10 protein-coding genes are annotated in these 13,233 nt (G+C 66.5%); 8 read left to right on the top strand and 2 right to left on the bottom strand.

Annotated elements, in window-relative coordinates; translation table 11 throughout:
• Positions 1–65 precede the first annotated feature (65 nt).
• Genes FCU40_RS00120 through FCU40_RS00105 form a run of 4 tightly spaced genes read left to right on the top strand, consistent with a single transcriptional unit; the run spans position 66 to position 4,172 of the window.
• A complete protein-coding gene (locus FCU40_RS00120; protein ID WP_168072035.1) occupies positions 66–701 on the top strand; it encodes a sulfotransferase family 2 domain-containing protein in 636 nt (211 codons plus the stop codon).
• A complete protein-coding gene (locus FCU40_RS00115) occupies positions 698–1,315 on the top strand; it encodes an aspartyl/asparaginyl beta-hydroxylase domain-containing protein (RefSeq protein WP_168072033.1) in 618 nt (205 codons plus the stop codon). The genes FCU40_RS00120 and FCU40_RS00115 overlap by 4 nt, the downstream gene beginning before the upstream one ends.
• The gene (locus tag FCU40_RS00110; RefSeq protein ID WP_168072031.1) at positions 1,312–3,216 is read left to right on the top strand and encodes a tetratricopeptide repeat-containing sulfotransferase family protein; all 1,905 of its coding nucleotides are present in this window, start codon (positions 1,312–1,314) and stop codon (positions 3,214–3,216) included. The genes FCU40_RS00115 and FCU40_RS00110 overlap by 4 nt, the downstream gene beginning before the upstream one ends.
• A 2-nt stretch (positions 3,217–3,218) precedes the next feature.
• Positions 3,219–4,172, top strand: coding sequence for an aspartyl/asparaginyl beta-hydroxylase domain-containing protein (locus tag FCU40_RS00105; protein WP_168072029.1), 954 nt, complete (start codon positions 3,219–3,221; stop codon positions 4,170–4,172).
• Here FCU40_RS00105 and FCU40_RS00100 read toward each other — a convergent pair whose 3' ends face one another.
• Positions 4,173–4,748, bottom strand: a complete 576-nt coding sequence (locus FCU40_RS00100) for an HD domain-containing protein (RefSeq protein WP_168072028.1) — start codon at positions 4,746–4,748, stop codon at positions 4,173–4,175.
• Positions 4,749–4,767: 19 nt separating this feature from the next.
• Entirely contained in the window at positions 4,768–6,882 is a 2,115-nt protein-coding gene (locus FCU40_RS00095; protein ID WP_168072026.1) for a phospholipase C, phosphocholine-specific, read from the bottom strand.
• Positions 6,883–7,031: 149 nt separating this feature from the next.
• Between FCU40_RS00095 and FCU40_RS00090 the strand changes: the two genes are divergently transcribed.
• The 4 genes from FCU40_RS00090 (at position 7,032) to FCU40_RS00075 (ending at position 13,225) form a co-directional block, all read left to right on the top strand.
• Entirely contained in the window at positions 7,032–7,787 is a 756-nt protein-coding gene (locus FCU40_RS00090; RefSeq protein ID WP_241693519.1) for a UTRA domain-containing protein, read from the top strand.
• 69 nt (positions 7,788–7,856) lie between these two features.
• Entirely contained in the window at positions 7,857–9,179 is a 1,323-nt protein-coding gene (locus FCU40_RS00085; RefSeq protein ID WP_168072024.1) for a DUF5690 family protein, read from the top strand.
• A gap of 284 nt (positions 9,180–9,463) precedes the next feature.
• Positions 9,464–11,860, top strand: coding sequence for a TonB-dependent receptor (locus tag FCU40_RS00080; protein ID WP_168072022.1), 2,397 nt, complete (start codon positions 9,464–9,466; stop codon positions 11,858–11,860).
• Positions 11,861–11,920: 60 nt separating this feature from the next.
• A complete protein-coding gene (locus FCU40_RS00075) occupies positions 11,921–13,225 on the top strand; it encodes an MFS transporter (protein ID WP_168072021.1) in 1,305 nt (434 codons plus the stop codon).
• Positions 13,226–13,233 lie beyond the last annotated feature (8 nt).

The raw sequence follows: 13,233 nt of genomic DNA, 5'->3' as shown, positions 1-13,233 counted from the left end.
ATAGGCGCTAGGGTGGGCGTCCGGCTTCCTGGAGGAGACGGACGCTCCGCTCTTTTGACCAGGCCATGATCGTTTCACATAGCCACCGCTTCATCTTCGCCGCGGTGCCCAAGACCGGCACCCATTCGGTGCGTCAGGCCCTGCGCGAGCATCTGAGCGAGGACGACGTCGAGCAGGTAGGGCTGTTCGTCGACAAGCGCTTTCCCTGGGCGGACCTGGCCGCGATCAGGCATGGCCATTTGGCCCTGCGGCAGGTGCGTCCTTATCTCGGCGAACAGGCCTTCGCCGACTATTTCAAGTTCGCCTTCGTGCGGAATCCGTTCGACCGCTTCGTCTCGTACTGCGCGTTCATGTTGCGCGGGGGCGACGACTTCCAGCGACGGCCGCGCGATGTCATGCGCTATTTCCTCTTCGAGGAACCGCCGGAACAACACATCCTGTTCCAGCCGCAGTCGTCGCTGCTGGTGGACGAGGATGGCGGCCTCCTGACCGACGGGATCGGTCGGGTGGAGGACATGCAGGGCTCCTACGACGCGATCTGCGCGCGGATCGGCATTCCATCCCGCCGGCTCGACCGCGTGAACGGCAGCCAGCATGGCGACTACCGCCAGTACTATGACCCCCTCCTGATCGAGGCGGTCGCCGCGCGCTACAAGCAGGACCTCGATCTCTTCGGCTACACGTTCGAGGGCGCGCGATGAGCGGGCCGTCCGCCAATCCTCGCAAGACGGAGACGGTGAGAGACCTGGGGGCGGTCGACATCGGCGCCCTTCGGGCCAATGTCATGGCGATCCCAGAGGCGGTCTGGGCCGCCGAAAACGCCAGCAAACCCAACAAGTTCGAGGTGTTGGACGGCACGCGGCACATCGTCTTTCGTTTCGTGGATGGTCCCCTCGACTGGCGGGGCTCCCATGATCGTCCGGCCTGGGCGCCGTGGCGGAACTTGCTGGAGCCCGTGCTGGCGGACGCGGTTCGTGATTATGGCTACGCGCGGGGCGTGTTTCCTCGGGTGATGCTGGCGCGCATGGCCCCGGGCGGGTTCATACATCCGCACATCGACGCCAATCCCGCCGCGAAGTGGCCCCACAAGATCCACGTGCCGATCACGACCAATCCCGGCGTGGTGTCGTTCTTCGGCGGGGCCGAGCGCCACTTTCCGGTTGGTCAGGCGGTCGAGGTCAACAACCTCGCGCCGCATTGGGTGCGCAACGACGGCGACAGCGATCGCATCCATCTGATCTTCGAATATTACGATCCCGACCAGCCGGCGCCGGCGTGGCTCGCGCCGCTTCTCCAGGCGAGCGTCGCGCGGTGAGCCGGCAACGCGACGCCTTGCTGGAGGAGGCGCGGGCGCTGCGGACACGTCAGCGCGCGCCCGAGGCGCTGGCCGTCCTGGCGCGGTTGGAAGCGTTGCTGCCTCGGTTCAGCCGTCTCCATCAGGAGCGCGGGCATTGCTACATTCTGCTTGGCGACGCGCCCCGCGCGATCGAGGCGCTGAGCACGGCGGTCGGCCTCAATCCGACCTTGCCGACCAGCTGGGACATGCTGGAGCAGCTCTATCGGATGCTGGGCGACGCGCCTCGCGCAGAGGCGGCGGCGCGCCATCTGGCGGCGCTGAAGCAGTTGCCGGTCCAGGTGGTGGTCGCCAACAGCCTTTTCGCCGACGGCGATATCGAGGCGGCCGAGGCGATCCTCCGCGAGTATCTGCGCGATCACGACGGCAATGTCGGCGCGCGCCGTCTGCTGGCCCGGATCCGCGCGGAGAGCGGCGCGCTCGACGAGGCCGAGGCCTTGCTCGAAACGGCGCTGGCCCAAGCGCCGGACTACCACGCCGCCCGACTGGACTACGCGATGACGCTGCTCCAGAGGCAAAAGCCCGCGCGCGCCCGGGAGGAGGCGGAGCGGCTGCTGGAGCACGATCCGGACAACCGCGACTATATCAAGCAATACGCCGCCGCCTGCGTCGCCCTGGGCGACCACGAACCGGTGATCGACCTCTACGGCCGATTGCTGGACGGCCAGCCGCCGTCCGGGTCCGAGGTCGCCGATCTGCGGCTCTGGCGGGGCAATGCCTTGAAGGTCACGGGCCGCCAAGCCGAGGCGGTCGCCGATTACCGCGCTTCGCTCCATGCGCGGCCAGACAACGGCGTGGCTTGGTTTAGCCTCGCCAACCTGAAGACCTATCGTTTCAGCGATGACGAATTGGGACGTTTGCGAGCGGCCGAGGCCCGCCCCGACCTGCAACGGATGGATCGCGTCTATCTGAACTTCGCGCTGGGCAAGGCTCTGGAAGATCGAGGCGACTACGCGGCGTCATGGCGAAGCTATGAGCGCGGCAACGCGTTGAGGCGCTTGGACAGCCGGTATAGGTCGGAGGTCGCCCAGGCCTGCGCACGGAGTTCGAAGCAGAGCTTGTCCGCCGAGGTCTTCGCGGCCCGCGCGGGTTGGGGCGCGGACGATCCCGCGCCGATTTTCGTCGTGGGTCTGCCGCGCTCGGGGTCGACCCTGATCGAGCAGATTTTGGCCTCGCATTCGGCGGTCGAGGGGACGCAGGAGCTGACGGAGATCGGCCGTTACGCCGCCGAGCTCGGGGGGCGCGATCCCGACTGCGGCCTGCCCTTGGACCCCGAAGCCCTGCTGCGTCTGACCGCCGAGGAGGCGAGGGGGCTGGGCGAGCGCTTCCTGGCCGAGACGCGCGCCTACCGGCGGCTGGGGCGGCCGTTCTTCATCGACAAGATGCCCAACAATTTCTGGCACATCGGCCTGATCCACCTGATCCTGCCGCGAGCGACTATCATCGATGTCCGCCGCGAGCCGATGGCCTGCTGCTTCAGCAACCTGAAGCAGCTGTTCGGCACGACCAATCAGGAATTCACTTACGGCGTCGAGGACATCGCCCGCTATTATCGGGTCTATCTCGACATGATGCGGCACTGGGATAAGGTGCTGCCCGGCCGGGTGCTGCGGGTGTCCTATGAAGACCTCGTCGAGGATCTCGAGGGCGGCGTGCGGCGGATGCTGGACCATTGCCGGCTGCCCTTCGAGCCGGCCTGTCTGACCTTTTACGCGACCCAACGCAGCGTGCGCACTCCCAGTTCGGAGCAGGTGCGCCAGCCGATCGGCCGCGAGGGGCTGGATCAATGGCGTCGCTACGCGCCCTGGCTGGCGCCGCTGCGCGAGGCGCTGGGCGATTCGCTGACCGACTACAGGACCTGACGATGCGGCTGCCGCGACCCTTCTATCAGCTTCCAGTGCTGTTCGACGTGGAACGACTTCAGGCCGAGGTCGCCGCCTTGCCGGACGAGGCCTGGGTGGCGCATCCGGATCGGCTGCGCGGCAATAGCGCCGCGCGCCTGATCACCGTGGATGGGGCCGAAACCGACGCGGTCCACGGCCAGATGCTGCCGACGCCCTGGCTGATGAGGATGCCCTATCTGCGCCAGGTTCTGGCGGGGTTCGGCGTGGTCTGGAGCCGCTCGCGGCTGATGAGGCTGGCGCCGGGTGTCGGCGTTCCCGAGCACGCGGACATCAACTACCACTGGCATACCCGCGTGCGACTGCACATTCCGGTCTTCACGCAGCCCGCCGTGCGTTTTCACTGTGACGGGCAGTCCGTGCACATGGCGGCCGGCGAGGCCTGGATCTTCGACAACTGGCGTCGCCATCACGTCGAGAACGGGGCGGACCAGGATCGTATCCATCTGGTCGCCGACACCACCGGCACGGCTTCGTTCTGGCGCTTCGCCTATGGTCAATCGCCACCCCGCGATCGGTGGCCCACTCTGGCTTGGGATCCGAGCGCTGATCCCGAGCTGCTGACCGAGAACGATCAGCGCACGCCGATCATGCCGGCCGCCGAGGCGCAATGGCTGGTCGAGGATCTGCGCGACGAGCTTTCGCTGGCCGTTGACACGCCTGAAGCCCGGATGCGCGCCGCGCGGCTGAACCTGCTGCTGGAGAGCTTCATCCAGGATTGGCGCCAACTCTGCGCCCTGCATGGAACCGGCGGTCGGGGGCGGCCTGAGTTTCAGCGTCTGATCCACGCCGTGCGCGAAGCCGCCGGGCCGCTGGGCGAAGGCCTCGTCATGCGCGCCAACAGCGCCAGCGCGCTTCTGGTGCTGGAAAAGCGCGTCTTGCAGCACCTGGTCGCGGACGAGGCGCTTTCGCCCTGATCAGGCTTGGGCCGCTCGCGCGATCTGATCGCGCAGGAGGTCCTGATAAGACTCGAAGCTGGAGACCTCGGCCTCCGGCGCCTTGCCAGCCTCGTCATAGCCGCGCAGCCGTAGGGCGTCCTGGGCGGCCGGCTCGGCCAGAAACGCGGCGATCTCCGCCGAATTCATCGGTCCTCCCTGCAGAGCCAGGCTTTGCAGGGAGGCCTTGCTGAGGTGTTCCAGATAGGCCGGATCCACCGCGACCCGGTAGCGCTTGGCCGCGACGTGCAAGCGGATGGGCTCGGTGACCTCGGGGCCAAAGGCGCGGGCCAGATAGCCGGCGCTGATCTGCTCGTGGCGCGTGTCGACGCCGTGATCCGCGGCGTCCTCGCCGGCCTTTTGCATCATGTGCCCGACATCGTGCAGCAGGGCCGCGGCGATCAAGGCGGGCGGCGCGCCATCCAGCTTGGCGTGGTGGGCGGTCTGTACGGCGTGGTCCAGCTGGCTGACGTCCTCGCCATAGCGCAAATCGCCCAGGCGGTTGAACAGGGTGGTCAGTTCGGCGACGAAGGCGTCGGCCGTCGGGCGAGCGGTCATTGAAGATCCGTGGGAGAGCTTAGAGGCGCATCCGGCCTATGCCGGGATCGGTGCGGCTGGCGCGGCCGGTCTCGAGGTGTCCGGCCAGACGTTGAACAAACGAAGGATCATCGGCCAGGGTCAGGGTCAGATCGTACCAGTGGTCGCTGCCCCGCAGGTCGAGGACCGAACGGACGCCGCTGGGCCGCAGCGCGATGGTCTGGCGCGCCTCGCCTTCGGCCAGCGGATAGTCCTCGGCCATATGAAGCGTCGCGGACCCCATGCCGGACAGGCTGATGACGAGCCGGGCGCGGGCGTCGGCGGAGGCCGTCACCAGGGGCTGAGCCTTGGACGTGTCTCCCGCGAAGCGACGATAGAAGCCATGCGGGCCATGAACCGTGAGATCGTAGGGACCCGGCGGGCGTCCGGGCTTGTTCCAGTGGCCAGCGGCGTATTTCTGGCCCGCCGCCAGGGTGAAGCGCCACGGACCGTCGCGGTCGGTGTTGTCGAAGACCTGGAATACCGCGCCGGCCCGACCGGCGTTGACGAGATCGATCCATACCGCGCCGTCGCGCACCCGCGCGTCGGCGGAGATCACGTAGGGCAGGGCGCGCGCGGCCCGCCGGGGACCTTCTTGAACCGAGAGGGTCTGTTTGGCCGGAATGCGCAGGCTCGGCGCGGCCTTGGAGCGCGCCACGCGCTGCATGTAGTCGGCCGTCGCCGGCAGCGACAGGGTCGACCAGTCCTGGTTTGGATTGGCGAAGTCGAAGGCCGAGGTCAGGTCGCCGCAAACCGTCCGGCGCCAGTCGCTGATATTCTCCTCGCGCACGCCGAAGCGCTTTTCCAGGAAGCGCAAGGTCGAGGTGTGATCGAACACCTCCGAGCACACGAAGCCGCCGCGGCTCCAGGGCGAGACGATGATCGCCGGCACCCGGATGCCCAGGCCCAGCGGATGGGCGCCGGGGTTGTCGACCTTGGCCTGGCCATAGTCCTTGGCCTCGCCGGCGACCGAGACCGAGCTCCATCCTTGTTCGGGCGTCAGCGGCGGCATCGGCGGCTGCATGTGATCGTAGAAGCCGCCGGCCTCGTCATAGTTGACGATGAAGACCGTCTTGGCGAACACCTCGGGGTGATCGACGAGGGCCTTGATCAGCTCGGCGCAAACATGCTCCCCCTTGGAGGGTTCCGCCTGCGGGTGTTCGGACAGGTCGGCGGCGGTGACGATCCATGACACCTGGGGCAAACGGTCGGCGGCGATATCGGCGCGGAAGGCCTCGACCAACTGCTGGCCGTCCGAGCGCGTGCGGTCGGGGCCGGTCTTGCCTTCGCTGACCCATGAGCGGCCGCGCGCATAGAGCTCGGAATCCTTGGCGCACGGGCGGAACGGCTTGAACACCGACAGGATGTTGTCGCCGAAATTATCGTACTCTTGGTAGACCTTCCAGCTGACGCCGGCCGCCTGCAGGCGCTCGGCATAGGTGGTCCAGGTGTAGGGCCCCTTGGCCATGACCTTGTCTTCGGCCATGTCGGCGCTGGGCGTTTCGTCCTCGCCGTAGTTGCTAATTTCCGGATCGCCGCCGACCTTGCCGCCGCCGTTGCAGCCCGTCCAGAGATGCAGACGGTTGGGATAGGTCTGGGTCAGTGTGGAGCAGTGGTACGCGTCGCAGATCGTGAAGGCGCTGGCCAGGGCGTGGTAGAACGCCAAGTCCGAGGCCTTGTAGTAGACCATGCGCTTGTGAAGCTCGCCCGAATGGCCCCACTGGTCGTAGCGGCCGCCGTTGACGATGGTGGTCGCCGCCTGGTGACCTTGGTCCGAGCCGTCGACCGTGTAGGCGTTGGTCGCCGAGGCGTCGCCATGAAACGGCAGGACATAGCCGTCGGGATGCTCCTGGCTGGGCTGGCGCCACACCGAGGCGCCGCCCGGCAGGCGTTGAGGGCGCGGGTCGCCCAGGCCTCTCACGCCGTTCAGCGTCCCGAAGTAGTGATCGAAGGCGCGGTTCTCCTGCATGAAGATGACGACGTGCTCGACGTCCATGATCGTGCCGGTGCGGTGACGCGCGGGAATGGCCATGGCCTTGGCGATCGTCGCGGGCAGAAGTCCGGCGGCCGCGCCCGTGACGGCGGCGCGTAAGAGCGTGCGACGGTCGGGAGTCATGACCTGGATCTCCAAAATTTCACATTTGGTATAGACCAGTAGGCGACGCGGCGTCCGCGAAACTTTCGTGAAGTCTTGATCCGGGTTGGACTCCCCTCACGGTGGTCTGATCCACTTCCTTGACCCAGGGGGAGCCGCCTTCCATCTTCGTGCTGGCGGGAATCGACCGCTGGCCAGGTCGTCCGATGCAGCAGCTCGACAGTCACCAGTATCTGGGCGTGCGTGACGACATCGCGGCGCGTATCGCCGCCGGCGAGTTCAAGCCGGGCGAGCGCCTGCCTTCCGAGCGTCAGCTGCAGGTCGGCGGCGGGGTGGCGCGCGGCACGGTGCGCGAGGCCCTGTTCCAGCTCGAGGCGGAAGGGGTCATCTACCGCAAGGACCGCAGCGGCTGGTACGTGTCGCCGCCGCCCGTCGTCTATGATCCGACCCGCTGGGAAGGCTTCATGTCCTACGTCGAGGCGCAGGGGCGACGGCCGGAAACCGAGACGCTGAGCAAGGTCGAGATCGTCTGCGACGGCATGTTGGCTCAGATCTTCTCCCGCCCCATCGGCGCGCCGATGTACTGGATTCGCCGCCGCCGTCTGATCGATGGTCGGGCGGTTCTGATCGAGAGCATCATCGTCGACGCCGCTCGCGCGCCGGGCCTGATCGAACACGATCTCAACGGTTCCCTGACGAGCGTGCTGAAGACCGTCTATGGCGTCGGCGTGGCGCGCAACAAGGTCGACATGCGACCGTGCGCCCTGACCCGCGACGAGGCAGAGGCTCTTCGCGTGAAGTCGGGTCTGCCGGGCCTTAGCCTGGTGCGAACCTGCTACGACGCCCAAGGCCACGTGGTGGAGTTCGATCGCGAATACTGGCGTCACGACGCCTTGACGGTCAGCGTCGACATCCGCGTCCGCTAGGACGCCCGGCGGCGTCATCGAGGCGACATGTACTTGGTATAGACCAAGCCGCTCCATAGGGGCGTTATCATGACATCTGGGACTCGGCGCTGGCTCGAACGCGCCACGCCGCTGGCCTTCACCCTGTTCGCGGGGCTGGCCGGCTTCTGCGCCTATTTCTCGATGTACGCCTTCCGAAAGCCCTTCGCCGCCGCGACCTTCGGCGTGGTCGAGGGTTGGCATTTCGCCATCGACTACAAGATCGCCCTCGTTCTGGCCCAGGTCGCCGGCTACGCCGCCTCCAAGCTGATCGGCGTCCGCGTGATCTCGGAGGTCAAGCCGGCGCATCGCGGCGCGGCGATCCTTGTCTTGATCGGCCTGTCGTGGTTGGCCCTGATCGGGTTCGCGGTGATCCCCGCGCCTTGGAACGTCGCGGCCTTGTTCCTGAACGGCCTGCCGCTGGGGATGATCTGGGGGCTGGTGTTCGGCTTCATGGAGGGACGGCGCACGTCCGAGGTGCTGGGCGCGATCCTTTGCGCGAGCTTCATTCTGTCATCCGGCGTGGTGAAGTCGGTGGGCAAGTGGCTGATGGTCGACGCCCACGTCTCTCCGTTCTGGATGCCCGCCGCCACGGGCGCGATCTTCATGCCGCTGCTGGCGGTCTCGGTCTGGGCCTTGATGCAGCTTCCGCCGCCGAACGCCGCCGACGAGGCGGCGCGTGTCCGACGCGAACCCATGGACAGCGGGCAGCGAAAGGCCTTCGTGGCCGCCTATGGCCCCGGGATCGCGCTGTTGGTGCTATCCTATGTCCTACTGACGGCGCTGCGAGACTTCCGGGACAACTTCGCCGCCGAGCTGTGGACCGGCTTGGGCTTTGGCAAGGAGTCGGCGGTCTTCACCGCCAGCGAGCTTCCCGTGGCCGTTCTGTCGCTGGGCGTGATGGCCGCGGTCATGGTGGTGCGCGACAATCTTCGCGCGCTGCTGGTGATGCACGGTGTGATCCTGGCGGGCTTTTTGACGCTGGGACTGTCCACCCTGGCGTTCCAGGCCCACCTCCTGGCGCCGCTGCCGTGGATGATCCTGACCGGCGCGGGGCTCTACATGGCCTATACGCCGTTCAACGCCATGCTTTTCGACCGGATGATCGCGTTCAGCGGCCGGGTCGGCACGGCGGGGTTCCTGATCTATGTCGCCGACGCATCCGGCTATCTTGGCAGCGTGGCCCTGCTGGTCTGGCGGAACTTCGCCATGGTGGCGATGGACTGGCTGAATTTCTTCGTCCTCAGCGCCTATGCGACCAGCATTCTGGGCGCCGCCTGCACCGTTCTGGCCGGCGCCTATTTCCTCAAGCGTAGTCCGACGCCGACGACTTCGCGCTCGTCCGAACCCGTCGCTAGCGCCTCCGGGTTGTAAGGGCGTCAAGCTCGCTTTCGTGGTGGGAGCTACCGGCGATCTCGCCATGATGTCGCGAGGTCGCCTTTAGACCCTGTCTGGTACGCGCAGGGGCAAGTTTTGTGACCACGCGGCCGCATTTACGGCCATCGGTGGCCCAACATCCGGGCTGGCGCGACATTTTCAGTGAAATGTCAGAGGCCGCGCCTCGTCGCCGGCCGTCATCGGCGGATGATGACTTCGAGGCGTTGACCTGGGGATAACCGCCGCAGGCGGTGGGCGCGACGGCCTCGAACGAGGACCGCATGTCGAATTACCGGCTACTGCTGGCGGGCTGTTCCGCTCTTGTCCTTCTGGCGCACACGCACGCGGCGCTGGCGGACGAAACTCCCACGCCGACCGACACCGTCGATGAGGTGGTGGTCAAGGCGCGCGACAAGGCTGGCCTGCTGGAGAAGCAGCCCAGCAACACCGTCTTTGGTATCGACAAGCCGCTGCTGGAGACGCCGCGCTCGGCTAGTTTCGTCAGCGACGTGACGCTGCAACGCTATGGCATCGAGACCATCGACGGCCTGACCGCCGTATCGCCCGGGACCTATACCGCCAGCTTCTACGGCGTGCCCGGCGCGCTGAACATCCGCGGCACCCTGGCCGAAAACTACTTCCGCGGCTTCAAGCGCATCGAAAATCGCGGCACCTATTCGACCCCGATCGGCGCGGCCGATCAGATCCAGGTCGTGCGCGGTCCGCCTACGCCCATCTACGGCTCGGGCAAGGTGGGCGGGATGCTCAACTTCATCCCGAAGTCGGGCAAGAACGAGGGCGGCTACCTGACCGAACCGACCGGCGAGGTCACCCTGACCTACGGCGCGTACAACAGGAAGAACGCGACGGCCCAAATCGGCCTGCCGGCCAACTTTGGCTCGGTGGTCGGGGGCATCCACGCCTATGGCGAGGTCGAGGACAGCCACAGCTATTACAAAGGCATCTATCCGCGTCGTCAGACCGGCGAGGTCTCGGCCGACTTCGATCTGGGCAAGGGTTGGAGCACCGCCTTCGGCGGGATGATCTACCATTCGAACGGCGACGTTCAGACGCCCGGCTGGAACCGCCTGACCCAGGACCTGATCAACCACCAGACCTATATCACCGGCCGCGACACCTCGCTGAAGGACGCCGACGGCAACGGACGTCTGACGCCGAACGAGATCGGCTTTTACCCCTACGCCAGCGCGATGTATCTGGCCTATTACGGCTATCCGACCACGGACGCGCTTCACACGCTGGACACCGGCGTTGGCACGACCAAGCTTAGCCCGCGCACGGTCTATATCAGCGGCGCGGACTTCTCGAAGACCCGCACCAATACGCTCTACTACGACCTGGCCAAGGAACTGACGCCGGGCAGCACCCTGAAGCTGCAGCTGTTCTACGACGACCAGGAGAACAAGCGCTTCGTGTCCTACGGCTATCCAGCCTGGTTCGACAGCTCGGTCTGGGAAGCGCGTCTGACCTACAACTTCGCCTATGACATCGGCGCCGTCACGTCGAAGTCGTTCGTCGGCGTGTCCTATCGCGACTTCAGCGGTCGCCGCCGCGAAAGCTACAACAGCGGCCTGATCGCGCTGGATCGTCGCGACATCGCCTACGGCGCCACCCCCACCGACATCATCGGCAGCCCGTTCAACCCCGGCGACGGCGTGAAGTGGGAGAACGACAACCGCTCCAAGTGGCGGCAGGAAGGCGTTTTCTTCACCACCGACATCATGCTGGGCCAGCGCCTGAACCTGATGCTGGGCGGCCGCTACGACGACTATGACGTCAAGTCCAACGACACCGGCTTCCTGACCTATACGATCGCCGGACAGCAGAAGGCCAGCAAGGGAAAGGGGACCTACACGGCGAGCCTGACCTACAAGACGCCGGCCGGGATCATGCCCTACATCAGCTACGCCAAGGCCTCGGCGCTGGAAATGAGCCAGGCGGGCGATATCGCGCCGGGCCTGGTGGCCACCGACGCTTGGCTGTCGAATAGCAACCTGGCCGAGGCCGGGGTGAAGTTCCAGCTTCTGAAGGGCACGCTGGTCGGGTCGCTGGCCGGCTACCGCCAGAACCGCACCCAGCTGGTCAACGGTCCGCCGATCTCGGTGCAGGGCACGCGGGCCAAGGGCGTGGAGCTGGAAGTGCGCTGGCTGGCCAGCGAGCATGTCAGCTTCACCTTCTCGGGCAACACCCAGCATACCACGGTCAAGGGGCCGGACACGTCGTTCCAGTATATCCCGGCCTATACCGCCGGCGTCGCGGGTCCGCAGGCCTACGGCGGCACCTATGTGGTCTGGAATTTCAACAGCCTGCCGGGCCGCGCCGGCGACTACGACTACACCCTGATCCCGAAATCCGTCGTCAGTCTCTATGGGGCCTATACCAGCAGCGACTACGACTGGGGCAAGGTCGGCGGTACGCTGGGCGTCACCCATGTGACCAAGACCTCGGGCACCGTCCAGAACGCGGTCACCTATCCGGCCTATGCGGTGGTCAACGGCAGCCTCTACTACGAGCATGGCCCGTACACGGCCACGTTCAACGTCGATAACCTGTTCAACAAGCTTTATTTCACGCCCGACGCCGACAGCTACGCCAATCTCGGCGCGCTGCCCAGCAAGGGGCGCGAGTGGCGCCTGACCCTGGCCCGGAAGTTCTAGTTCCCGCGCGGCGCGTCCCGCCAGGGTCGCGTCGCGAGCTTACATGGAAGGCTCGATGCGATGCCGAACGCTCAATGGCGATCCTGGATCATCCTGGGGGCGCTTTCCCTTCTTCTGTTCCTGATCACCGCCTCGACCTTCTCGTCTCTGGGCGTGGTGCTGCCGGCCATGATCAAGGAGCTGAAGTGGAATTTCGCCTCGGCCTTCCTCGGCTTCACCCTGTTGGGGGCGTTTTGCGGGGGCTCGTCGTGGTTGCCGGCCATGCTGATCCGGCGGATCGGCGTGCGCGCCACCATCCTGATCGGATCGGCGGTGATGGTCGCCGGTTTCGGCTGTCTGACCCTCGCCCACGGCTTGCCGGTTTATCTGGCGGGCACGGCGCTGCTGGGAGTCGGCTACCAGATGATGGCTCTGATCCCGGCCACACACCTGCTGTCGATGCTGTTCAAGAAGCGGGCCCTGCCGTTCGGGATCTATTTCACCACCGGCTCGCTGGGCGGGGTCGTCGGACCGTGGATGGCCCTGGTCGGGCTCGATCTGGCCCATGGCGGCTGGCGGCCCTATTGGGCTTGGCAAGCCGTCGCCTCGGCGGTGGTCGGCGTCCTCTCGGCCGCCTTGGTCGGCGGCGAGGCTTGGCTGAAAAGCGCCGCCGTCGAGACCGATAAGGCCGTGGCCGAGGAGGCGGCGACCCAACCGGCCAACGCCCGCGTCTATCGCACCACGGTCGACTGGACCGTCGCGGAGGCGCTGCGGACGCCGCAGTTCTATGTGATCCTCTCGGCCTACTTCGCCCATCTGCTGGGCGGGGTCACGGCCGTCAGCCTGGCGCCTAGCCATTTCAGCGAACTGGGCGTCGCCTCGACGGTGGCCGTGGCCGCGCTGAGTCTGGAGTCCCTGATGCAGGTGGCGGCGCGGATGAGCGGCGGCCTGCTGGCGGATCGGATCGATCCGCGCTGGCTTCTGGCCGGCGCCCAAGGAATGATGGCCGTCGGACTGGTGGCCCTGGCTGGCGCGACGACCTGGCCGCTGATGATGGTCTTCGCCCTCGGCGTCGGAGTGGGCTTCGGCATGACCGTGCTGGCCGTCAGCATCTTGCTGCTGAACTACTATGGTCGGAAGAATAACCTCGAACTGTTCTCGATGGTTTGCATGGTGGGCGCCGTTTCGGCCCTGGGACCCGTGATCGGCGGCTTCATGCGCGATCGTCTGGGCGGCTTCGCGCCGACCTTCCAGGTCTTCGCGGCCGTCATCGGCGTTATCTTCGTGGCCGCGCTGTTCATGCGTCCGCCGCGCAAGAGCATAGAGGAAGACGTCATCGCCCCGGCGCCCGCGCCGTCGCCCATCCTGTTGCGCGACGCGGCCTGATTCAAAAG

The organism is Caulobacter sp. SSI4214 (assembly GCF_012184455.1).
Taxonomy (GTDB): Bacteria; Pseudomonadota; Alphaproteobacteria; order Caulobacterales; family Caulobacteraceae; genus Caulobacter; species Caulobacter vibrioides_E.
The sequence above is the reverse complement of the archived record's forward strand: the minus strand, read 5'-3'. Positions and strand labels throughout refer to the sequence as shown.